This window comes from Pseudomonas sp. FSL R10-0399 (assembly GCF_009600165.1).
Taxonomy (GTDB): Bacteria; Pseudomonadota; Gammaproteobacteria; order Pseudomonadales; family Pseudomonadaceae; genus Aquipseudomonas; species Aquipseudomonas helleri.
In genome coordinates this window covers 1-21,200 of record NZ_WIWK01000005.1, presented here as the reverse complement: position 1 = coordinate 21,200, position 21,200 = coordinate 1, and the positions used below count along the sequence as shown (strand labels likewise).

The 21,200-nt window shown below is 58.5% G+C and carries 24 protein-coding genes; 2 read left to right on the top strand and 22 right to left on the bottom strand.

Translation table 11 applies throughout. The annotated features are described in order from the left end of the window. Positions 1–21 precede the first annotated feature (21 nt). The 18 genes from GHO41_RS02480 to GHO41_RS02395 form a co-directional block, all read right to left on the bottom strand. Positions 22–651, bottom strand: coding sequence for a 2-dehydro-3-deoxy-6-phosphogalactonate aldolase (locus GHO41_RS02480; protein WP_153432875.1), 630 nt, complete (start codon positions 649–651; stop codon positions 22–24). Position 652: 1 nt separating this feature from the next. Beyond that, positions 653–1,642 carry a 2-dehydro-3-deoxygalactonokinase gene (locus tag GHO41_RS02475; RefSeq protein ID WP_153432874.1) on the bottom strand — a complete coding sequence of 330 codons (990 nt, stop codon included), beginning with the start codon at positions 1,640–1,642 and terminating at the stop codon, positions 653–655. A gap of 214 nt (positions 1,643–1,856) precedes the next feature. After that, on the bottom strand, positions 1,857–2,423 hold the full coding sequence (locus GHO41_RS02470) for a DUF1285 domain-containing protein (RefSeq protein WP_153432873.1): 567 nt from the start codon (positions 2,421–2,423) through the stop codon (positions 1,857–1,859). Between the two features lie 15 nt (positions 2,424–2,438). Further along, the gene (locus tag GHO41_RS02465; RefSeq protein WP_048389082.1) at positions 2,439–3,044 is read right to left on the bottom strand and encodes a DUF4823 domain-containing protein; all 606 of its coding nucleotides are present in this window, start codon (positions 3,042–3,044) and stop codon (positions 2,439–2,441) included. A 77-nt stretch (positions 3,045–3,121) separates the two neighbouring features. After that, a complete protein-coding gene (locus tag GHO41_RS02460; RefSeq protein ID WP_153432872.1) occupies positions 3,122–4,090 on the bottom strand; it encodes a GTP 3',8-cyclase MoaA in 969 nt (322 codons plus the stop codon). A gap of 113 nt (positions 4,091–4,203) precedes the next feature. After that, the gene (locus GHO41_RS02455) at positions 4,204–4,845 is read right to left on the bottom strand and encodes a TetR/AcrR family transcriptional regulator (protein ID WP_048368789.1); all 642 of its coding nucleotides are present in this window, start codon (positions 4,843–4,845) and stop codon (positions 4,204–4,206) included. A 415-nt stretch (positions 4,846–5,260) separates the two neighbouring features. Next, positions 5,261–6,046, bottom strand: a complete 786-nt coding sequence (locus tag GHO41_RS02450; protein WP_123750193.1) for a TatD family hydrolase — start codon at positions 6,044–6,046, stop codon at positions 5,261–5,263. A gap of 32 nt (positions 6,047–6,078) precedes the next feature. Beyond that, positions 6,079–7,065: a DNA polymerase III subunit delta' gene (locus tag GHO41_RS02445; protein WP_178110139.1), complete on the bottom strand. Its 987-nt coding sequence runs from the start codon at positions 7,063–7,065 to the stop codon at positions 6,079–6,081. Further along, positions 7,058–7,690 (bottom strand): dTMP kinase, encoded by a 633-nt coding sequence (tmk, locus tag GHO41_RS02440; protein ID WP_371928814.1) that lies wholly within the window; start codon positions 7,688–7,690, stop codon positions 7,058–7,060. The genes GHO41_RS02445 and tmk overlap by 8 nt, the downstream gene beginning before the upstream one ends. Positions 7,691–7,712: 22 nt before the next feature. After that, entirely contained in the window at positions 7,713–8,834 is a 1,122-nt protein-coding gene (gene mltG, locus GHO41_RS02435; RefSeq protein WP_371928813.1) for an endolytic transglycosylase MltG, read from the bottom strand. Positions 8,835–8,837: 3 nt separating this feature from the next. Continuing rightward, positions 8,838–9,656: an aminodeoxychorismate lyase gene (pabC, locus tag GHO41_RS02430; RefSeq protein ID WP_153391696.1), complete on the bottom strand. Its 819-nt coding sequence runs from the start codon at positions 9,654–9,656 to the stop codon at positions 8,838–8,840. Further along, positions 9,656–10,900: a beta-ketoacyl-ACP synthase II gene (gene fabF / locus GHO41_RS02425; RefSeq protein WP_371928812.1), complete on the bottom strand. Its 1,245-nt coding sequence runs from the start codon at positions 10,898–10,900 to the stop codon at positions 9,656–9,658. The genes pabC and fabF overlap by 1 nt, the downstream gene beginning before the upstream one ends. 111 nt (positions 10,901–11,011) lie before the next feature. Further along, entirely contained in the window at positions 11,012–11,248 is a 237-nt protein-coding gene (gene acpP, locus GHO41_RS02420; RefSeq protein WP_007987170.1) for an acyl carrier protein, read from the bottom strand. A gap of 191 nt (positions 11,249–11,439) precedes the next feature. Beyond that, positions 11,440–12,183 (bottom strand): 3-oxoacyl-ACP reductase FabG, encoded by a 744-nt coding sequence (gene fabG, locus GHO41_RS02415; RefSeq protein ID WP_048373985.1) that lies wholly within the window; start codon positions 12,181–12,183, stop codon positions 11,440–11,442. Between the two features lie 22 nt (positions 12,184–12,205). Beyond that, on the bottom strand, positions 12,206–13,144 hold the full coding sequence (gene fabD, locus GHO41_RS02410; RefSeq protein WP_153432869.1) for an ACP S-malonyltransferase: 939 nt from the start codon (positions 13,142–13,144) through the stop codon (positions 12,206–12,208). 126 nt (positions 13,145–13,270) lie between these two features. Continuing rightward, positions 13,271–14,281, bottom strand: a complete 1,011-nt coding sequence (plsX, locus tag GHO41_RS02405; RefSeq protein WP_048389065.1) for a phosphate acyltransferase PlsX — start codon at positions 14,279–14,281, stop codon at positions 13,271–13,273. A gap of 4 nt (positions 14,282–14,285) precedes the next feature. Next, a complete protein-coding gene (gene rpmF, locus GHO41_RS02400; protein ID WP_008375086.1) occupies positions 14,286–14,468 on the bottom strand; it encodes a 50S ribosomal protein L32 in 183 nt (60 codons plus the stop codon). Between the two features lie 13 nt (positions 14,469–14,481). Further along, positions 14,482–15,009, bottom strand: coding sequence for a YceD family protein (locus GHO41_RS02395; RefSeq protein WP_048373990.1), 528 nt, complete (start codon positions 15,007–15,009; stop codon positions 14,482–14,484). 105 nt (positions 15,010–15,114) lie between these two features. Between GHO41_RS02395 and GHO41_RS02390 the strand changes: the two genes are divergently transcribed. Next, positions 15,115–15,693, top strand: coding sequence for a nucleoside triphosphate pyrophosphatase (locus GHO41_RS02390; protein ID WP_153327003.1), 579 nt, complete (start codon positions 15,115–15,117; stop codon positions 15,691–15,693). Positions 15,694–15,830: 137 nt separating this feature from the next. Here the strand turns inward: GHO41_RS02390 and sppA are convergent, their stop codons facing one another. The 4 genes from sppA to GHO41_RS02370 are packed head-to-tail and all read right to left on the bottom strand — an operon-like array spanning position 15,831 to position 18,787. After that, positions 15,831–16,820, bottom strand: a complete 990-nt coding sequence (sppA, locus tag GHO41_RS02385) for a signal peptide peptidase SppA (RefSeq protein WP_048373614.1) — start codon at positions 16,818–16,820, stop codon at positions 15,831–15,833. A 20-nt stretch (positions 16,821–16,840) separates the two neighbouring features. Beyond that, complete coding sequence (locus GHO41_RS02380; protein ID WP_273219066.1) at positions 16,841–17,503, bottom strand: HAD-IA family hydrolase; 663 nt, start codon at positions 17,501–17,503, stop codon at positions 16,841–16,843. Next, entirely contained in the window at positions 17,493–18,449 is a 957-nt protein-coding gene (rluC, locus tag GHO41_RS02375; protein ID WP_153372199.1) for a 23S rRNA pseudouridine(955/2504/2580) synthase RluC, read from the bottom strand. Before rluC ends, GHO41_RS02380 begins: the two co-directional genes overlap by 11 nt. A gap of 38 nt (positions 18,450–18,487) precedes the next feature. After that, positions 18,488–18,787: a hypothetical protein gene (locus tag GHO41_RS02370; protein WP_148070699.1), complete on the bottom strand. Its 300-nt coding sequence runs from the start codon at positions 18,785–18,787 to the stop codon at positions 18,488–18,490. Between the two features lie 364 nt (positions 18,788–19,151). Here GHO41_RS02370 and rne point away from each other — a divergent pair. Continuing rightward, positions 19,152–21,200, top strand: a 2,049-nt coding sequence (gene rne, locus GHO41_RS02365) for a ribonuclease E (protein ID WP_153432868.1), incomplete at its 3' end; no start/stop codon positions are given.

Sequence of the window (21,200 nt, the reverse complement as noted above, 5' to 3'; positions counted from 1 at the left end):
CGATGGAGGCGCGAGCGCCAATCAGTCAGCCTGACGCCACGTGTTCCAGGCGTGCACATAAGCCTTGGCGCGAACTGACACGTCTTGCGGGCTCATGCCGGGCTTGAACAGCCCCGAACCCAACCCAAAACCGGACACTCCGGAATCCAGATATACCTGCATGTTGTCCGGGGTAATCCCACCCACCGGGATTAATAACGTTCCAGCCGGGAGCACGGCCAGCCAGGCCTTGACCACGGCCGGACCCATCTGCTCTGCCGGGAACATTTTCAACACGTGCGCCCCTTCGGCCAGCGCGGCAAACGCTTCGGTAGGTGTGGCGACGCCCGGTGACAGGTACAAACCGGCCGCTTTGGCTGCCCGCAACACATTGGCATCGCTATGGGGCATCACAATCACCTGCCCGCCCGCCGCTTTGACCTGCTGCACTTGCTCAGTGGTTAACACGGTGCCCGCACCGACCAGGCAGTCGGCGGGCAGTGAGTCGCGTAAAATGCGGATGCTGTCGTAAGGCTGTGGGGAATTGAGCGGTACTTCGAGGGTTCGAAAGCCCGCGTCGTACAACACCTTGCCAATGGCCTGCGCCTCTTGCGGGCGCAAACCCCGAAGAATCGCGATCAGTCCGTTCTTTGCCAGTGCTTGCTTGAGCATCTCAGCCCTCCGTTTGCGTGTGGTGGAGTAACCCGGCGGCTTTGGCCAGGTGCCATAAACCCTGTTCGGTAGCTTGCTCTGCCAGGCTCACATCAGCGAAGCCGCACGCGCGCAGTGCTCGCTGGTAGCGCTGACAGAGCTGGGCATTGCCAATCAGAATGATCGCGGGCAGAGGCTTGTCGCCCCGACGTTGGCGCACTACGCGGCTCAAGGCAGACACTTCGTGGCCGATCAGCAGGCCAGAAACGTAATCGGGTTGCTGCGTGGGCGTCAGTTGCCCGGTGAGCCCGAGCGTACGGGCACTGAATAAGGTCGACAGCGGTCCGAGCTGACCGTCTGGCGACAGCGCCACCTGCACACCGCGTTCGAACGCGGCGCCGTCAAATTGCCCGGACTGTTGCTGGGTGCGACCCAGAATGGTGTGTTCACACGCGGCGGCATACAGCTCGCCGGTCATGAAGGTATCGAAATGCACGAGGCAGCCGTCCTGCACCTGCACCCATTTGGAATGGCTGCCGGGCAAGCCGATCAGGCAGTCGTTGAGGTTCGGCTGGCTGTGCATCACGCCCAGCACTTGGGTTTCTTCACCACGCATCACGTTGGGCAAAGTTGAGTGCTGAATGACCCCCGGCACGATATGCACATCCACCCCACGTACGCTGCGCACGGTTTGCAAGGCAGTACTCAGCGCCTTGAGGCTGGACGGGGTCGTGCGATAAGGCGCTTCGCGCCAGCCTTGGGCGCTGCCGACCATGCCACAGGCAATCACCGGGATACTGGGGTTGGCGTCCAGCCAGTCCCCGCAGGCCGCGTCGAATGCCAGTTCAAAACCGTCAATGCAAGGCTGGCCAGCAATGTGCCGGGCAGTGGTCGGTAATTGCATGATCCCGCACGCCAGCGAGCGCATGTTCTGCACATGCCCTGCGGGGCCGAGTAAATACGCACGAAGGGACGTTGTCCCCCAATCGAGCGCGATCAATTGCGCCTGCATCGCTTCACCTGTTTTGTTTTTGGCAGTGAATGCTGTGAATCAGTGCGAGCGACTATAAACCTGAGCCGACTTAAATCTCAATATATAAATATCACTCCCACATAGTGGGATTTTTTAGCAAGCATAACTTTTTTAGGAGCGAGCTTGTCTCGCGATCTTTTAACGATCAAAAGATCGCGACGCGAGCTCGCTCCTACAGGGGGGGATTGGGGGTTTAGTCCGGCTCAGGCCCGATGACGAAGAATTCGCCGCTGCTCCACACACCCAGCCAGTTCTGACCGTCGAGGGTGCGTGACACGGCCAACTCGACCAGTTGATAGAACACGTTGCGATGGATCAACGCTTCCAGGTTACGCCGCACCAGCAGGTAAGGCGCGGGCTCTTGTGTCTTGGGGTCGATCTCGATGCGCAACGGGTGTTCTTTGCCTGCCGTAATCAGTTCGTCGACGTTGGTGGTAAAGCGCAGCACTTGCTGCTCGCCCTGTCCTTCTACTTCCAGGGTAACCGCGACAAACGGCGCATCATCGACGGTGATGCCCACTTTTTCCACGGGCGTGATTAAAAAGTAGTCATCGCCATCACGGCGAATAATGGTCGAGAACAGTTTGACCATTGGCTTGCGCCCAATCGGCGTGCCCATGTAGTACCAAGTGCCATCACGGGCGATGCGCATGTCGATATCGCCACAAAAAGCCGTGTCCCACAGATGAACCGGAGGCAGCCCCTTGTCGGCCTTGGGGATTTGCGCCAACAGGTTACTGACGTCTACCGGCTCACTCATGCTGCTCTCCTCGACTTATTGATCGCTCAAGCCTATCAAGCTGCGCGCGTACTTAGCCAGCGGCGGGCCGATCAGGTCTTCAGGCTTGTTGTCGTGGAACGTCAGCAAGCCGCCACGGCTGCGAATGGTCGCAGTGTCGATCAGGTACTGAGTGCTGGTTTCAATCAACATGACCTGGATCACGCCACTGTCGACACCCAGGCGGCTGATTTCTTCCTGATCGAGCCATTCGTCGCTGTTGCCAATACGGTCGTCCGCCCGTGCAAAACGGGTGTACAGCAGGTAATGCGCACCAAAGCCGCGGGCTTCAGCCATGGCGGCGTCCAGCCCTTCCGGTGCCTTGGCCCGGCGCACCATAGGGAAGTATTCAACAAAGCCGTTAAAGGCCTCTTCGGCCACCACATTGGGCCGCACGTACGGGTCGCCCACAGGCGCGAACGCCCCTTGGGCGATATAGATAAAGGAGTCTGGCTGAATGCGCAGCGAGTTGCTGCGGCGCGTATTGCTGTGATCGAGCAACCCGGCGTCGCTCATCTGATAACGCACGCCTTCGCCCATGTCACTGACCGTCATACAGCCGCTCAGCGCCAAAACAGCCAGCCCCCCAACCAGACTACGCATTCTATTCTCCCGATGGCCGGCGACAGAAAACCGGCGAATAGTCGCGTAATGCAGTTTGCGCGCCAGTTTGAGTGCCTTCAGCCGCCGATGATCTTCATTACCGTAGCGCCACCCGAAAACGCAATGTCTTGCTTGTCGCCCAACGCCTTCATCAGCAGCCCTTGCAGCGCTGGCAAGGCTTCGTGGCGCGGCTTGTTAAGCAGGTCACCGACATAGTGACGATTGCTCGACGACAAACAGCCATGCAGCCAGCCCGTCGATGACAGGCGCAAACGCGAGCAGGTCCGACAGAACGGCACGCTTTCGTTGGCGATGACGCCAAAATAGCCCTGATCCGGAATGTGATAGCGCACTGCCGTGGCATCCATGGGCGCGTCGGCTTGCAGGTATTCGTAACGTTCGCCGATCAACGCAAGCAATTGTTGCAGGCTGACGAACTGCTGCAAAAACCCGTTGCCGTCACTGGCCAGATGGCCCATGCGCATAAGTTCGATAAAACGCAGCTCGTATCCTTGCTCAAGACAGTAGTCCAGCAAGGGCATGACTTGATCAAGGTTTTGCCCGCGCAGAGGCACCATGTTGACCTTGATGTTCATGCCGGTGGCACGGGCTTGCCGCATCCCGTCGAGCACCGTCGGCAAATCGCCGCCACGGGCAATTCGGCGGAACGCCGCAGGGTCGAGGGTATCCAGGGAAACGTTGAGACGACGAATACCTGCGTCGAGCAGCAGCGGCAACTTACGCGCAAGCAATTGGCCGTTTGTGGTCAGGCTGATATCACTCAAGCCCAACTGGCCGACTTCACGCATAAAGGTTTCAAGCTTGGGACTGACCAGCGGCTCGCCGCCGGTGATGCGCAAGCGTTCAATCCCGGCCGCTTCAATCAGGTAAGCGACCCCACGCACCATGGCTTCGGCCGACAGCTCGTCCTGCGCCGCGACCAGCCGCTTGCCGTTCGGCACACAGTAAGTGCAGGCGTAGTTACAGGCAGAGGTCAGACTGATACGCAAATTGCGAAAGCGTCTGCCTTGGCGGTCAACAATCATGGAGGGCTCCGGCGCGGGGAATAAGGGCCGCAGCAGAACAGGACTCACGCGTCATGTTCTGCTACGACCCAAGCCCGAGTATAGACCTGACGGCATTCGGCCACGTCAGGAAATTACTCGACCGCAGGCGTGTCCGTGTCACGCTTGCGCTTGTTGCCCATGCGCACGCCGATGTCCATCAGGAACTGGAAAAAGCCTTCCTGATCTTCCAGCACATTGCTCCAGAACGGCGAGTGATACAGCGCCACAGCGCCGTGCACCAACGCCCAGGCGGCGCAATAGTGGAAGTAAGGCGGGACGTCTTCGAGCTTGCCTTCGCTGATCCGGCCTTTGATCAGCAGCGTCAGGTGTTCAAAGTTGGACGCGCGGATTTTGTGCAGTTCTTCAACCAGCTCAGGCACCTGGTTGCCTTTGACGACCTTTTCTTCCAGGCGATCAAACAGCCGATAGCGCTGAGGATCGCGCATGCGGAATTCAAAGTAGGCACGTGACAGCGCCTCTTTGTCTTTATCCACATCTGCGGAGTGCAGCAACGTGTTCAAGTCACGTTCGTAGTCGAGCATCAGCCGCAGATAGATCTCGGCCTTGGACTTGAAGTGCTTGTAGATCGTGCCTTTGCCAATACCCACGGCATCAGCAATCATCTCGACGGTGACGCTGTCTTCACCTTGTTCGAGGAACAGCTTGAGCGCGGTATCGAGAATTTCTTGCTCGCGGCGACGAAACTCACGGACCTTACGGGGTTCTTTGTGCATAAGAAAAGGTCTGTAGGGGTCAAAATAGAAGCGGAGTATTATGCATTAGTCACGCTAAATTGCACGGACCATCCTACCGCTGGATGTTTACAGCTGAACACAGAGCCACAGAAGCGTACTCAAACGAATTGCGAGTATTCCAAATCTGTTTAAAAAACGACCAATGCGTCACTGGACGTTCGACAAAGCTGACCAATACTTACCTTGTCGGCGTTACATCCCCCCAAATGCCACGCCGACATTTGAGGCAGCACTGGATGTGCACCTCTGTTTTACTCCTAATGGTCTTAACCCGGATTCCCCAGAGTCCGGGTTTTTTTTGCATTTTTCTTTGTAGGAGCGAGCTTGCCTCGCGATCTTTTGATTTTCCAAAAGATCGCGAGGCAAGCTCGCTCCTACAGGGGTATCGGCAGGTTTAAGCTTTTACGCGGGCCAGCGGGAACAGGCGCTTGAAGTTTTCGGTGGTCTGCTCAGCGAAGCGCTCGTAGGACTCACCGCGCAACATGGCCAGAAACTCTGCCACTTCACGCACGTATTGCGGCAGATTCGGCTTGCCGCGATGGGGGATCGGCGCGAGGTAAGGCGAATCGGTTTCGACCAGCAAGCGATCCGCTGGCACCTTGCTGGCAACATCGCGCAACGCATCGGCGTTGCGAAAGGTCACAATCCCCGACAACGAGATGTAATAGCCCATGTCCAGCGCCGCCTTGGCCATGTCCCAGTCTTCAGTGAAGCAGTGCAGCACACCGGCCTGGGGCAATGCCGCCTCGCGCAGCATGGCCAGGGTGTCTGCACGGGCGCCGCGGGTGTGTATCACCACCGGCTTGCCGGTCTGTTGCGCGGCTTCCAGATGAACCCGGAACGACAACTGTTGCAGCTCGGCCGCTTCAGGTTCGTAGTGGTAGTCCAGACCGGTTTCACCAATCGCCACCACCTGCGGGTGGTTCAATTCGCCCAGCAGCCAGTCCAAGGCAGGCGCCGCCCCCGGCTGCACGTCCAGCGGGTGCACGCCCACCGAGCAATCCACATCGGCATAACGCTCGGTCAGGGCTTTGACGTCTGCCGCGTTGTCGGCGCTCACGCCAATGCACAGAAAATGCCCGACGCCCCGCTGACGCGCAGCCTCAAGGGCGGCATCGAGCGAACCGTCGTGAGCGTTCAGGTCAAGACGATCGAGGTGGCAATGGGAGTCAACCAACATACAAAAATTACCTGCTCATCAAATCAATCAAATCAGCGCTGGCCGGGCAGGCTTGCCCATTGCACCAGTAAGGCTTCCAGCAACAACACACGGTTGAGGTTGGCCTTGCCCAATACTTTTTGGCGCTGGGCAAGGATCCAGTCCTGAATAGTCAAGACTTTGTCCTGCGGGGTTTTCTGCGCCAGGTATTGCAGCACTTTGCGCATGTCTTCCAGCCCCAGGCCGGTTTCGTCCTCGGTCAACTGGTAACGCAAGATCAGGCTCGACCAATCGCAAAACCAGTCAAACAACAACAGCAAAGGAATGGCATTCCAGCCTTCAGCCAATTGGGTGGCCGAGGCTTCACGCTTGAGCAGCTTTTTGACCCCGTCCACGACCGCAGCCCGTTGCTCACGCACGCCTTGGGCCTGTAACTTGACTGCCGCCAACGGTGAGCCCGCGGCCAACGTCAACAACTGCGCCCGCTCGTCGCTGCTGCATTCAGGCAAGGCGCTGGCCAGCCATTGCTCGCTCATGGCGGCGCTGGGCAATGGGCAGGCTTGCTGCACGCAGCGGCTGCGAATGGTCGGCAACAGACGGCTCGACTGGTGGCTGACCAACAACAAAACCGTATTGCCGGACGGCTCTTCAAGGCTTTTGAGCAACGCGTTGGCCGCATTGATGTTCATGGCCTCGACCGGCTCAACCAGTACCACCTTGCGCCCGCCCAGTTGCGCGGTTTGCACCACAAAGCTGACCAGATCACGCACTTGGTCGACCTTGATTGGCTTGTCGGCTTCTTCTGGTTCAAGGATATAGTTGTCCGGGTGGCTGCCAGCCGCCAGCAACAAGCAGGATTTGCACTGGCCGCACGCATCAAGCCCGGCAGGCGATTGGCACAGCAGGCGCGCCATCAGACGCTCAGCCAGCGCCCGCTTGCCGATGCCCGCAGGTCCGTGCAGCAAATACGCGTGGGCATGCTGTTCACGCCCCGCCAACTGCTGCCACAGGCTGTCCTGCCATGGATAAGCCTCAGCCACGGCACACATCCAGCAGGTGCGGCAATAAGCGATCTAGTTGCCCCTGCACATTTTCCAGTGATTGTGCGGCATCGATCAGCCGGTAGCGCTCGGGCGCGGCCTGCGCACGGGCAAGGTAGGTGCTGCGCACCGCATCAAAAAAGGTACGGCCTTCCTGTTCGAAGCGATCCAGCCGACCACGGGCGCTGGCGCGGGCCATGCCCACCTCAATCGGCAGGTCAAAGACCAGGGTCAGGTCTGGGCGCAAAGTGCCTTGAACGAAGGCTTCCAGGGTCGCAATGCGCTCCTGTGACAAACCACGGCCGCCGCCCTGATACGCGTAAGTGGCATCGGTAAAGCGATCACACAGCACCACGGCGCCCCGCGCCAGTGCCGGGCGAATCACTTCGGCCAAATGCTGGGCACGGGCGGCAAACACCAGCAGCAGCTCAGTGTCGGCACACATGGCTTCATCGCTGGGCGCCAGCAGCAACTCGCGAATCTTTTCAGCCAGCGGCGTGCCGCCGGGTTCGCGGGTTAAAACCACGTCGATACCCGCTTCGCGCAGACGCTCCGCCAGGTATTCACGGTTGGTGCTTTTGCCCGCGCCTTCGGGGCCTTCCAGGGTAATAAACAGGCCAGTCACAGGCAGCTTTCCTTAATAAATGTCATTGCGGGCTTGGCGCTGGTTGCTCAGCGGGTGCCGGTTCGACGGCAGGCGCCGGATCTGCGGCCGGTTCTGCCGCAGGCGCCGGCACGGGTGCTGGGCTCGAACGGTAATCAGCACGGCGTTTGATCTGGTATTCGCGCACTGCGTTGTTGTGCGCATCCAGCGTGTCAGAAAACGTATGGCTGCCATCGCCCTTGGCCACAAAGTACAGGCTGCTGCCCGCCACCGGATGCAAAGCGGCATGAATCGCTTCGCGCCCGACCATGGCGATCGGTGTCGGCGGCATGCCGGGAATCGTGTAGGTGTTATACGGCGTCGGCTCGCGCAAATGGGCGCGGGTCAGTTTGCCGTTGTAACGCTCACCCAGGCCGTAGATCACGGTCGGGTCGGTTTGCAGCGGCATGCCGATTTTCATTCGGCGCACAAAGACCCCGGCAATTTGCCCGCGCTCTTGTGGCACACCGGTTTCTTTTTCAATCAACGAAGCCATGATCAGCGCTTTGTAAGGATCGTCATAGGGCAAATCCGCCTCGCGTTTTTCCCACTCCTGCGCCAGAACTTTTTCAAGGCGGTCGTAGGCTTTTTCGAGCAACTGAGCGTCCGTCATGCCACGCACAAAGCGATAAGTGTCCGGGAAGAACCGGCCTTCGGGAAATTCTCCCGGGTGTCCGAGCTTGGCCATGACTTCGCTGTCGCTCAGGCCGTCGAGGGTCTGCTCGATTTTTTCATGCTTGGCCAGGGCGCTGCGTACTTGGCGGAAGTTCCAGCCTTCAACCAGGGTCAGGCTGTATTGCACCACTTCGCCCCGCTGCCACAGACCAATCAGGTCTTGCGCGGTCATGCCCGGCGTCATGCGGTACTCGCCGCTGTGCAAAGGCTGGCCCGCCATATTGAAGCGCCAGTACAAACGCAGCCAGAACGCATCCCGCAGCGTTTTGTCCGCTTCAAGCCGGTTAAAGGTGCCGGTCGGGGTAGCGCCCGCCGGTACGTCAAGCAGTTGCTCTTGCGTCAGGTTCAGTGGCTGTTCCAGCGCCGAGTCGAGCTTCCAGGCGCTTGCGCCCAGCAGCAAGCCCGCCAGCACCAGACCCATCTCCAGCAGCACCAAGAATTTGCGTTTCACGTATCAAACATCCAGTAAGGTGCGAGCAATGCCTTGCAGTTTACGGGTGAGCGGCCCCACCGGCCAGCTCAGGTCTGCAAACGCGCGCACGGGCCAAATGCCATACACGCTGTTGCAGAGGAAGACTTCATCGGCCTGCCGCAACTGGGCCAGGCTGATGTCAGTGATTTGGCACGGGATGCCCAGTTGTCCGGCGTGCGTCAGCAAAGCGGCGCGCATCACCCCGGCCACACCGCAACGCTGCAGGTCGGCGGTGATCAGGCCGCCGTCGCGGACTAAAAACAGGTTGCTGAACACCCCTTCAATCACTCGCCCCGACGTATCGCGCATCAACCCCTCGGCGTAGGCCGGGTCTTGCCATTCGGAGCGCGCAATCACCTGTTCGAGGCGATTGAGGTGTTTGAGCCCCGCCAACAGCGGCTGCTGAGCTAAACGGGTGGCGCAGTCAAACAGCTGAACCCCGTGTGCCCCATAGGCTTCAGGGTAGGCAGCGGCAGGGCTGGCTTGCAGAATTCGTCGAGGTTGAGCCTCGGCAGTGAAGCTGTAACCGCGCAGGCTGTCGCCGCGGGTCAGGATGAGTTTGAGGACGCCCTCGCCCATCGCTTGCGCATAGGCCAGCAATTCGCTGCGGATCAAAGTGTGATCCGCAGCCATCGCCAAACGGGAACAGCCGTGCGCCAGACGCTGCAAGTGCAGGTCCAGCAGCAACGGCTGGCCAGCCTTGACGGCGATGGTCTCAAACAGACCATCGCCGTAGGCCAGCCCACGGTCTTTCAGCGACGCCAGAGCGCTCGCCGGCTGACCGTCGACCCAGCTTTGCATCAGTCGGCGTACCGGCGGAACACCAGCGAGCCGTTGGTGCCACCAAAACCGAAGGAGTTGGACAACACGACGTCGATCGGCATTTCGCGCGCGGTGTGCGCCACAAAGTCCAGGTCGCAGCCTTCATCAGGCTCGTCGAGGTTGATGGTCGGCGGCGCCACCTGGCTGTTGATCGCCAGTACGCTGAAGATCGCCTCAACTGCGCCTGCTGCACCCAGCAAGTGACCGGTCATCGACTTGGTCGAGCTCACCGCCAGCTTGTAGGCGTGGTCGCCAAACACCGACTTGATGGCCGACACTTCTGCCATGTCGCCAGCAGGCGTCGATGTGCCGTGGGCGTTGATGTACTGCACCTGGTCAACGTTCACATTGGCATCGCGCAAGGCATTGGTGATGCAACGCGCAGCGCCCGCACCGTCAGCCGGTGGCGAGGTCATGTGGAACGCATCGCCGCTCATGCCAAAACCAATCAGTTCGGCATAAATGGTCGCGCCACGCGCCTTGGCGTGCTCCAGCTCTTCAAGGACCAGCGCACCGGCACCGTCAGACAGTACAAAGCCATCACGGCCTTTGTCCCACGGACGGCTCGCCCGCGTCGGGTCGTCGTTACGGGTCGACAGCGCACGGGAAGCACCAAAGCCGCCCATGCCCAGACCGCAGGCGGCCATTTCGGCTCCACCGGCAATCATCACGTCAGCTTCGCCGTAGGCAATGTTGCGCGCAGCCATGCCAATGCAGTGTGTACCTGTGGTACACGCCGTCGACACAGCGTAGTTAGGTCCCTGTGTACCCAAGTGGATAGACAGAAAACCGGAAATCATATTGATGATCGAACCCGGCACAAAAAACGGAGAAATCCGTCGCGGGCCTTGATCATGCAAGGTACGGCTGGTTTCTTCGATATTGGTCAAACCGCCAATACCCGACCCCATCGCCACACCAATACGTTCGCGATTGGCATCGGTGACTTCAAGCCCGGCGTTACGCACCGCCTGAAAGCCAGCTGCCAAACCGTACTGAATAAACAGGTCAAGTTTGCGGGCCTCTTTGACGGAGAGGTAATCCTCAACGTTAAAGCCCTGTACCGAGCCGCCAAAACGGGTGGAATAGGCAGAAAGATCCGTGTGTTCGATCAGACCAATGCCACTTCGGCCTGCCAGAATGCCTTGCCAGGTGCTTGGTACATCTGCACCCAGTGGCGACAACATCCCCATACCGGTGACTACGACGCGTCTACGCGACACAGCACTCTCCTTTATTCTATTGACGACACTTTGCATCACACCTAAAGAAAAAACCGCACGCCAGAGCGGCAGTGCGGTTTTTCCATGACAGCGCGCAGCGATTACAAACTATTACGCCTGGTGGGCAGTAACGTAATCGATAGCGGCTTGTACAGTAGTGATCTTTTCAGCTTCTTCGTCAGGAATCTCAGTCTCGAATTCCTCTTCCAGAGCCATCACAAGCTCAACGGTGTCAAGGGAGTCGGCGCCCAGGTCTTCAACGAAGGAAGCAGTGTTAACCACTTCTTCTTCTTTAACGCCCAGTTGCTCGGCAACGATTTTCTTGACGCGTTCTTCGATGGTGCTCATACCTTGTTTTCACTCCTAATGGACAAATTCAGGCAGCTGGCCAGTGGGCAAGTGTATCGAAAGGCTTTTCAGTTTTTCAACTGAAAGCTTTGTACTTACCCATCATTCACCGGCTACCTATAAATAGATTGCAGCTTTATAACGGATTTTAGACAGCTCGTATGACATTTTTTTGAAGCAATCCGTCACATTTAACTCATGTACATCCCGCCGTTGACCGGAATTGTAGCTCCAGTCACGTAGGCTGCACCGTCAGAAGCCAGGAAAGCGACCACATTTGCGATCTCTTGAGCCTGGCCCAAACGGCCCAGCGGAATCTGCGTCAGCAAGGCTTCGCGCTGTGCTTCTGGCAGTTCACGGGTCATATCGGTGTCGATGAACCCTGGTGCTACCGAGTTGACAGTGATCGAGCGCGAGCCCACTTCACGTGCCAATGCACGGCTAAAACCTTCCAGGCCTGCCTTGGCGGCGGCATAGTTTACTTGGCCTGCGTTGCCCATGGCACCCACAACCGAACCAATACTGATAATTCGTCCCCAACGGGCCTTGGTCATGCCGCGCAAAACGCCCTTGGACAGGCGGAACAGACTGTTCAGGTTGGTATCGACAACATCATGCCACTCGTCATCTTTCATGCGCATCATCAGGTTATCGCGGGTGATGCCGGCATTATTGACCAAAATGGCCGGCGCCCCGAATTGCTCCTGAATGCTCGCCAACACTGCAGCAACGGATTCGTCGCTGGTGACGTTGAGTTCCATGCCAGTGCCTTGAACACCGTTTTCTTTCAGGGTGGCAGCAATACGCTCGGCACCGGAAGCCGAAGTCGCGGTGCCGATGACCACGGCGCCCTGACGACCCAACTCCAACGCGATAGCCTGACCAATGCCACGGCTAGCGCCCGTTACCAGTGCAACTTTACCTTGCAAGCTCATGCAGGCTTCTCCTAATTCAGATTCAGACCAGCGCTGCACGAGCAGCAGCGAAGGCATCCGGGGTGTTCAAATTGTGCGTCGTCACGCCTTCAGCGCAACGCTTGCTGATGCCCACCAGGACTTTGCCCGGGCCGCATTCAACCAAATCAACCGAGCCGTTGGCCGCCAGCGTCTGAACCGACTCAACCCAGCGCACCGGCTTGTACAGCTGCTCAAGCAAATCGCGTTTAAGGGTGGCCAGATCCGGGGCGATCGCCGCGCTGACGTTTTGTACCAGCTTGATTTGCGGCGCTTGCCAGTCGATCGCTTCGATAGACTCGGCAAAGCGCTCAGCCGCAGGTCGCATCAATTCGCAGTGCGAAGGCACGCTCACCGGCAACGGCAAGGCGCGCTTGGCGCCAGCAGCTTTGCACAGCTCCATGGCACGCTCAACAGCGGCTTTGGCACCGGCGATAACCACCTGGCCCGGCGAGTTGAAATTCACCGCGCTGACCACTTCGCCCTGCGCCGCTTCAGCGCACGCATTAATAACCACAGCGTCATCCAGCCCCAGAATCGCCGCCATGGCGCCCTGACCGGCCGGTACGGCTTCTTGCATCAGGCGACCACGGCGCTCAACCAGCTTCACGGCATCCGCGAGGCTCAGGCAGCCCGCCGCAACCAGTGCGCTGTACTCACCCAGGCTATGGCCTGCAACAAAGTCAGGACGCTTGCCACCTTCAGCCAACCACAGACGCCACAAGGCGATAGAGGCCGTCAGGATTGCAGGCTGAGTAATGTCGGTTTGATTGAGCTGTTCGGCAGGACCGTTCTGGGTCAACGCCCACAGGTCGTACCCTAGAGCGTCAGACGCTTCTTTAAATGTTTCCAGGACCCGCGGATGTGCCGCGCCCAGCTCGGCCAACATGCCGAGGGACTGCGAACCCTGCCCTGGAAAGACGAATGCGAGGGATGTAGACATGTAACAAGCCCCTAATGATCTTGTCGTCGGTGAATTGACGTCGCGCAGTGGCAGACGCAAGAAACTGACAGTTGGATGGCTGTTTCGACTGAGCGGTCACATTTAAGCACTCGCCCAACAAAACGCCTACGGTAACAACCCTTCAAGACGTCCATGCAAACGCTTTGGCAGGTCTTCATGGATTTCAATCAATGCGCGCTCTATCGCACTTTGAAAGCCCTGAGCACCTGCCGAACCGTGACTCTTGATCACAATGCCCTGCAACCCCAAAAAGCTCGCCCCGTTATGCCGGGCGGGCGCCAGATCTGCTTGCAGGCGACGCATCAACGGCAATGCCAACGCCCCCACACAGCGACTGAACAAGGTGCGCTTGAACACCGCTTCAAGCCGACTCGAAATCATCGTCGCCAAGCCTTCGCTGGATTTGAGCAGTATGTTGCCGACAAATCCATCGCACACCACCACATCCGCCTCACCGCGATACACCCCATCGCCCTCAACATAGCCGATGTAGTGCAACCCCGAGGCCGCCTGCAACAAAGCCGCTGCCTCTTTGACCTGCTGATTGCCCTTGACGTCTTCAGTGCCAATATTGAGCAAGGCAACGCGGGGCCGGGCAATGCCCAACGCCTGCGCCGCCACCGAACCCATCAGCGCAAACTGAAACAACTGCTCAGCTGTGCAATCGACATTGGCCCCCAGATCCAGCACCTGGCAATAACCGGTCTGGGTGGGAACTGCCGCTACCATCGCCGGGCGATCAATGCCCGGCAAGGTCTTGAGCACATGCCGGGACAACGCCATCAGCGCACCGGTATTGCCAGAACTCACACACGCCTGGACCTTGCCATCACGCAACAACTCAAGAGCCACCCGCATCGAGGAATCCGGCTTGCTGCGCAACGCGTGCGAAGGCCGCTCACTCATGGAGATCACTTCAGAGGCTGGGGTAATGGTCAGGCGCGAGCGATCCACAGCCGAATGGCTACTGATCAATTCTTCAAGCAGGGAGGGTTGACCAACGAGGGTCAGATGCAGCGAGGGCGTAGCAGACAGGCAAGCAATGCAAGCCTGAACAATGCTGCGGGGACCGAAGTCCCCGCCCATTGCGTCGATCGCGATGACCTGAACGGACAAGTGATTACTCGTCAGCGCCCTTGTCGATCACTTTACGACCACGGTATACGCCTTCTGGCGATACGTGGTGACGCAGGTGAACTTCACCAGTGGTTTTTTCTACAGACAGAGTGCTAGCCGAAAGAGCATCGTGCGAACGACGCATGTCACGGGCAGAGCGGGATTTTTTGTTCTGCTGAACAGCCATAATTGATTAACTCCTAAACGTTTGGGTCACGCTTTAACTGCGCCAATACACTGAACGGGTTGGACCGCGTTACCTCGTCCTCGGCTGGTTCGGGCTCGTCGAGACCCGCCGGCTGCTGGCATTCTTCCGGATGATGAGCAGGCACGATAGGCAAGGCGAGCAGAAGCTCTTCTTCTATCAATGCATGCAGATCCAAAGGATCTTCGCCCAGTTCCAGCACGTCATAACCTTTCGGTAACGACTGGGTATTCGCACCCTCTTTCACCACGGCATAACTGCATTCGCTGTGGATCGGCAGGGTGACCAGCTCAAGACAACGCTGGCAAACCATTTTGACCTCGACATCGATGGAGCTGTGGATTACCACAGATCTTCGCTCGTCGCGCTCAAAAACAAATTTAGCCTGGACCACACCGACATCGTCGGCGAGAGGGTCGCAGAGTCTCTCCAAATCAGCCAGCAGCACTTCACCTTCAAGGGTAGTGCCGCGATCAGCTAATTTGCGCGGGTCAACGTGAGATGGAATCGGGTCATTCAACATAGGCGCAGCATTCTAGGGACGAGCCCCTCACGTGTCAAAGGAAATTGTGCCTGTGCGACAACCGATACTCTCGTTAGAATTCCTGGCCGCCTACAGGAGTCGCGCATGTTACCTCTATTACTCGCTTCAAGCTCGGTTTATCGTCGCGATTTACTGTCGCGCCTGCGCCTGCCCTTCACCTGCAGCTCACCCGACATCGACGAGAGCCATCGCCCCGGAGAGTCAGCCCTGGAGCTGGTCCAGCGCCTGTCCCTGGAAAAGGCCCAAGCCCTTGCCGCCAGCCATCCGGCACACCTGATTATCGGCTCCGATCAAGTAGCGGTACTCAATGGCCAGATCATCGGCAAACCTCACACCTTCGACAAAGCTCGCCAGCAATTGCTGAATGCCAGCGGCGCCAGTGTGAGCTTTCTGACCGGCCTGACCCTGCTCAACAGCCAGACCGGGCATTACCAGACCGACTGCGTACCATTTACCGTGCACATGCGCCACCTGAGCACCGAACAGATAGAACGCTACCTGCACGCCGAAGAACCCTACGACTGCGCCGGCAGCTTTAAAGCAGAAGGCCTGGGCGTGAGCCTGTTCCAGCGCACCGAAGGCGATGACGCCACCAGCCTGGTCGGCCTGCCATTGATACGCCTGGTCGACATGCTGCTGGCGCAAGGCGTTGCCATACCTTGATCAACTGAAACTGTAGGAGCCAACTGCCTCGCGATCTTTTAGAAGATCAAAAGATCGCGAGGCAAGCTCGCTCCTACAGGCTGGTTGTCAGCCATAAAAAAACCGGCCATTCAGGCCGGTTTTTTGGTGCTTAACGATCAGCGCAGTGTCGGGCCTTGAAAACCCATCCACATGGCCAGTTTCTCAGCCACGCCGGCACCCAGCTTTTTCGAGAAGCGGTCAAGCGCCGATTCTTGCACAGTGAAGTCGACCAGCTCTTTTTCACCGATCACATCACGCGCCACCGAACTGGCACTGCCCAGGCCGTCGATCAGCCCCAGCGGCAAGGCTTGCTGCCCGGTCCAGACCAGACCAGAGAACAACTCCGGGTGATCCTTGTCTTTCAGGCGATCGCCACGCCCCTGCTTGACGCTGGCAATGAACTGCTCGTGAGTAACGTTCAGCACACCCTGCCAAAACTTGGTTTCATCCGGCTTTTCAGGCTCGAACGGGTCAAGAAAAGCCTTGTGCTCACCCGAGGTGTAGGCACGACGCTGAACCCCCAGCTTTTCCATGGCTCCGACAAAGCCGAAACCTGCCGCTGTCACACCGATCGAACCCACCAGGCTCGCCTTGTCGGCATAGATCTCATCGGCCGCACTGGCAATGTAATACGCACCCGAAGCACCCAGATCAGAGATCACCGCATACACCTTGGTGTCCGGGTGCAGACCACGCAGACGACGTATCTCGTCGTACACATAACCCGATTGCACCGGGCTGCCGCCAGGGCTGTTAATGCGCAACACCACACCCTTGACCTTGGGATCATCAAATGCAGCGCGCAAGCTGGTGATCAGGTTATCGGCGCTGGCAGCTTCTTTATCTGCAATCACGCCCTGCACATCAATCAGCGCGGTATAACCGGCGCCCTTGGTTGCACTGCGCTCCATGTCCATCAGCGGCGTAAACAAAAACAGCATCGCAATCAGATACAAGAAAGTCAGCGACTTGAAAAAGATGCCCCAGCGGCGCGCGCGACGCTGCTCCTGCACACCCGCCAACAAAGTCTTTTCCAGCAGCTTCCAGCTTTTATCATCACCGACTGTCGGCTCGCCTTCAGCAGGCGCCTTCCATTGATCAACCATGCTCTACCCCTGCAAAGACTTTATTTAACCTGCCGACCCAGCCAGGTACGCAATTCGGGAAACTTATCAATTGCCAGGCGCGGTTCAAACGTCAGCAAACGCTCCACTGGTTGAGCACCATAGCTCACCGCAACCGAGTCGATACCGGCATTGCGCGCCATCAGCAAGTCAAAGGACGCATCCCCGACCATCAACGCCTGGCTCGGCGGCACATCGCAATGGGCGAGGATCTGATTGAGCATCAAAGGGTTCGGCTTGCTGGCGGTTTCGTCCGCCGCCCGGGTGACGTCGAAAAAGCGCTCCCAACCATGCACCTTCAGCACACGATCAAGCCCGCGACGTGCCTTTCCCGTAGCAACGGCCAAACGGTAGCCGTCAGCCCGGAACGCCTCAAGGGTGTCAGCCACCCCTGCAAACAACGGCGAAGGCTGCTCATCCATGGCGATATAGACATCAGCGTAGTGCTGACGAAAAACAACCATTTCTGGCTCAGCCATATCCGGATAAAGCGTCAGGATGGCCTCGGGCAAACCCAAGCCGATAATCCCGCGAATGGACGCTTCATCGCGCTCAGGACGACCTGTGCGCTGCGCGGCGACTCGCATCGCCGTGACAATCCGCCCCACGGAATCAGCCAGCGTGCCATCCCAATCGAAGATCAGCAGCTTGTACTCACTCAGCACTCAGACGCTCCACTGTTTTGGCCCACACGTCATCAACCGGAGCCTGTAACTTCAATTCGCCACCGTCCGGCAGCGGCACGGTCAGCATGTAGGCATGCAAGAACAAACGCTTGCCGCCCAGATCACGAATTTCTTTGGAGAAGTCTTCATCGCCGTACTTGGTGTCACCGGCAATGCAATGGCCCGCATGCAGCGTGTGCACGCGAATCTGGTGGGTACGCCCGGTAATCGGCTTGGCCTCGACCATGGTGGCAAAGTCGCCGAAACGGCGCAGCACCTTGAACACGGTCACAGATTCCTTGCCCTCCTCGTTCACCTCGACCATGCGCTCGCCCGAACGCAGATTGCTTTTCATAAGCGGCGCACGCACCTGCTTGATCGAGGTTTCCCAGCGCCCACGCACCAGCGCCATATAGCGCTTGTCGATACCGTCGCCGCGCAAGGCTTCGTGCAAATGGCGCAACATGCTGCGCTTTTTCGCAATCATCAGCAGGCCGGAAGTATCACGGTCCAGGCGATGCACAAGCTCAAGCTCTTTGATTTCCGGACGCAACTGACGAAAGGCTTCAATCACGCCAAAATTCAAGCCGCTGCCGCCGTGCACCGCGATACCAGCGGGTTTATTGAGCACAATCAGCGCCTTGTCTTCGTAGACAATGGCCGCTTCAAGGCGCTGCAACAAACCTTGTGCCACCGGCACTGGCTCATCGCGCTCAGGGACCCGAACGGGTGGCACGCGCACAATATCGCCCGCCTGCAGCTTGTACTCAGGCTTGATCCGGCCCTTGTTCACGCGCACTTCGCCTTTACGCAAAATGCGGTAAATCAAGGTCTTGGGAACACCCTTGAGCCGTGCGAGGAGGAAATTATCGATGCGTTGGCCGGCATATTCCGGCGTGACCTCAAGCAGCTGAACGCTGGGGGTCGGGGGGGTAGTCGTCGTCATGGCGCGGATGATAACAATTTTTTATGGAATTGAAGCACTTAATCATTACTGCTATAGTCGCGAACGCCGCCAAAAGCGGCCTGGACAGCGGTATAACGGTGAATAACCGACCCTGACCAACGCTCTTCACGAGGACGGAAGGCCGTCCTACGGGGCTTTTGCTGCATACGGAACACTTGGAGTTGTAACAAGCGCAGGTGACATGAGGCCTGAAGCGAGCCTGGAAAGCAGAGTGCAAACTCGCCTTTTACGCCGATATTCACGGCCAGTTCACAAAGTGCAGTCAGCTTCGGGTTTTTCGAGCGATTGTTTCGGAAACCATCGCCTTTATTAGCCATGATGCGTGAACTCCCCTTTTGGAGAACACGGTAAATGCCAACCCGCTGCGGATTCTGCGCGCGGCAGCACCCGAATTATCAAGGATACGTGTAGGGTGGAGATGCACAACCGCCGGACTGTGTAGCAATAGGCTTTATCAAGACGCTTCATCTCGTCCACAGCCGCTGGTTGATTCCTCCTCCTGACTGAGTGCTTATTAAGTCACCACAGCAAGCAGGAAGCGTAAGTCGCGACTTCGCCCCCATTGGTCGAACCTCGCTGGACACTGGAGTGGCCAACTACTCCTGACGCACCTGACACCGACCATGAGAAGTCGTGTGTGCCGAACGCCGTTTCCGGTAGCCCGGAAACCGACGGTACAACATGAAAAGAATGCTGATTAACGCAACTCAACCCGAAGAGTTGCGCGTTGCACTGGTAGATGGCCAACGCCTCTACGACCTGGACATTGAGTCCGGTGCCCGCGAGCAAAAGAAAGCCAACATTTATAAAGGCCGTATTACTCGCATCGAACCCAGCCTTGAGGCTGCCTTTGTCGATTTCGGCTCTGAGCGCCACGGCTTCCTGCCCCTTAAAGAAATCTCCCGCGAATACTTCAAGAAAGCCCCTGAAGGCCGCGTAAACATCAAGGACGTCCTGAGCGAAGGCCAGGAAGTTATCGTGCAAGTCGAAAAAGAAGAACGCGGCAACAAGGGCGCAGCCCTGACCACGTTCATCAGCCTCGCTGGCCGTTACCTGGTCCTGATGCCGAACAACCCGCGTGCTGGCGGCATTTCCCGTCGCATCGAAGGCGAAGAGCGCAACGAACTGCGCGAGGCCCTGAACGGCCTGATCGCCCCTGCCGACATGGGCTTGATCGTGCGCACTGCAGGCCTGGGCCGCAGCAGCGAAGAAATGCAGTGGGACCTCGATTACCTGCTGCAACTGTGGACCGCCATCAAAGAAGCTTCGCTGGATCGCTCCGCGCCGTTCCTGATCTACCAGGAAAGCAACGTCATCATCCGCGCCATCCGCGACTACCTGCGCCAGGACATCGGCGAAGTGCTGATCGACAGCGTTGAAGCCCAGGACGAAGCCCTGACCTTCATTCGCCAGGTGATGCCGCAGTACGCCAGCAAAATCAAACTCTACGAAGACAGCGTTCCGCTGTTCAATCGTTTCCAGATCGAAAGCCAGATCGAGACCGCCTTCCAGCGCGTCGTTGAACTGCCTTCCGGCGGCTCCATCGTTATCGACCCGACCGAAGCCCTGGTGTCCATCGACATCAACTCGGCGCGCGCCACCAAAGGCAGCGATATCGAAGAAACCGCCCTGCAAACCAACCTTGAAGCGGCTGAAGAAATCGCCCGTCAGTTGCGCCTGCGCGACATCGGCGGCCTGATCGTCATCGACTTCATCGACATGACCCCGGCCAAAAACCAGCGCGCCGTGGAAGAAAAAGTCCGCGAATGCCTGGAAGCCGACCGAGCCCGCGTACAAGTGGGCCGCATCTCGCGCTTTGGTTTGCTGGAAATGTCCCGTCAGCGCCTGCGTCCATCGCTGGGCGAAAGCAGCGGCATCGTCTGCCCGCGTTGCAACGGCACCGGCATCATCCGTGATGTTGAATCGCTGTCGCTGGCAATCCTGCGCCTGATCGAAGAAGAAGCCCTGAAAGACCGCACTGCCGAAGTTCGCGCCCAGGTGCCGATCCCGGTTGCAGCGTTCCTGCTCAACGAAAAACGCAACTCGATCACCAAGATCGAACTGCGCACCCGCGCACGCATCATCATCCTGCCGAACGATCACCTCGAAACGCCGCACTTCGAAGTTCAGCGTCTGCGTGACGACAGCCCGGAAGCCAACAACAACCAGTCCAGCTACGAAATTGCTGCCGCTGCTGCCGAGGTGGAAGAAGTCCAGCCAGCCGCTGCGACCCGCACCCTGGTTCGTCAGGAAGCCGCCGTTAAAACTGCACCGGCCCGCGCCTCGGCTCCGGTCCCGACTGAAGCAGCCGCACCGGTTGCCGCACCGGCACCAAAAGCCGCCGAGCCAAGCCTGTTCAAAGGCCTGGTGAAGTCGCTGGTTAACCTGTTCGCCGCCAAGGAAGAGCCTGCTGCGCCTGCCGTGGTTGAAAAACCGGCGGCTACCGAGCGCCCTGCGCGCAACGAAGAACGTCGCAATGGCCGCCAGCAAAACCGTAACCGCAACGGTCGCCGTGACGAAGAGCGCAAGCCACGTGAAGAGCGTGCTCCGCGCGAAGAACGCGCACCTCGTGAAGAACGCGCCCCGCGCGAACTGCGTGAGCCGCGTGAAGAAGCCCCAACCGTAACCACCGCTCGCGAAGAGCGTGCACCGCGTCCGCCACGTGAAGAGCGCGCACCTCGCCCACCACGCGAAGAACGCAAGCCACGCGGCGAGCGTGAAGAGCGCGTT

Excerpts from the sequence above, each read along its gene's own strand:
- GHO41_RS02480 (WP_153432875.1), bottom strand. The coding sequence starts at position 651 with ATGCTCAAGCAAGCACTGGCAAAGAACGGACTGATCGCGATTCTTCGG.
- GHO41_RS02475 (WP_153432874.1), bottom strand. The coding sequence starts at position 1,642 with ATGCAGGCGCAATTGATCGCGCTCGATTGGGGGACAACGTCCCTTCGT.
- GHO41_RS02470 (WP_153432873.1), bottom strand. The coding sequence starts at position 2,423 with ATGAGTGAGCCGGTAGACGTCAGTAACCTGTTGGCGCAAATCCCCAAG.
- GHO41_RS02465 (WP_048389082.1), bottom strand. The coding sequence starts at position 3,044 with ATGCGTAGTCTGGTTGGGGGGCTGGCTGTTTTGGCGCTGAGCGGCTGT.
- GHO41_RS02460 (WP_153432872.1), bottom strand. The coding sequence starts at position 4,090 with ATGATTGTTGACCGCCAAGGCAGACGCTTTCGCAATTTGCGTATCAGT.
- GHO41_RS02455 (WP_048368789.1), bottom strand. The coding sequence starts at position 4,845 with ATGCACAAAGAACCCCGTAAGGTCCGTGAGTTTCGTCGCCGCGAGCAA.
- GHO41_RS02450 (WP_123750193.1), bottom strand. The coding sequence starts at position 6,046 with ATGTTGGTTGACTCCCATTGCCACCTCGATCGTCTTGACCTGAACGCT.
- pabC (WP_153391696.1), bottom strand. The coding sequence starts at position 9,656 with ATGCAAAGCTGGGTCGACGGTCAGCCGGCGAGCGCTCTGGCGTCGCTG.
- acpP (WP_007987170.1), bottom strand. The coding sequence starts at position 11,248 with ATGAGCACCATCGAAGAACGCGTCAAGAAAATCGTTGCCGAGCAACTG.
- fabG (WP_048373985.1), bottom strand. The coding sequence starts at position 12,183 with ATGAGCTTGCAAGGTAAAGTTGCACTGGTAACGGGCGCTAGCCGTGGC.
- fabD (WP_153432869.1), bottom strand. The coding sequence starts at position 13,144 with ATGTCTACATCCCTCGCATTCGTCTTTCCAGGGCAGGGTTCGCAGTCC.
- rpmF (WP_008375086.1), bottom strand. The coding sequence starts at position 14,468 with ATGGCTGTTCAGCAGAACAAAAAATCCCGCTCTGCCCGTGACATGCGT.
- GHO41_RS02395 (WP_048373990.1), bottom strand. The coding sequence starts at position 15,009 with ATGTTGAATGACCCGATTCCATCTCACGTTGACCCGCGCAAATTAGCT.
- GHO41_RS02390 (WP_153327003.1), top strand. The coding sequence starts at position 15,115 with ATGTTACCTCTATTACTCGCTTCAAGCTCGGTTTATCGTCGCGATTTA.
- sppA (WP_048373614.1), bottom strand. The coding sequence starts at position 16,820 with ATGGTTGATCAATGGAAGGCGCCTGCTGAAGGCGAGCCGACAGTCGGT.
- rluC (WP_153372199.1), bottom strand. The coding sequence starts at position 18,449 with ATGACGACGACTACCCCCCCGACCCCCAGCGTTCAGCTGCTTGAGGTC.
- GHO41_RS02370 (WP_148070699.1), bottom strand. The coding sequence starts at position 18,787 with ATGGCTAATAAAGGCGATGGTTTCCGAAACAATCGCTCGAAAAACCCG.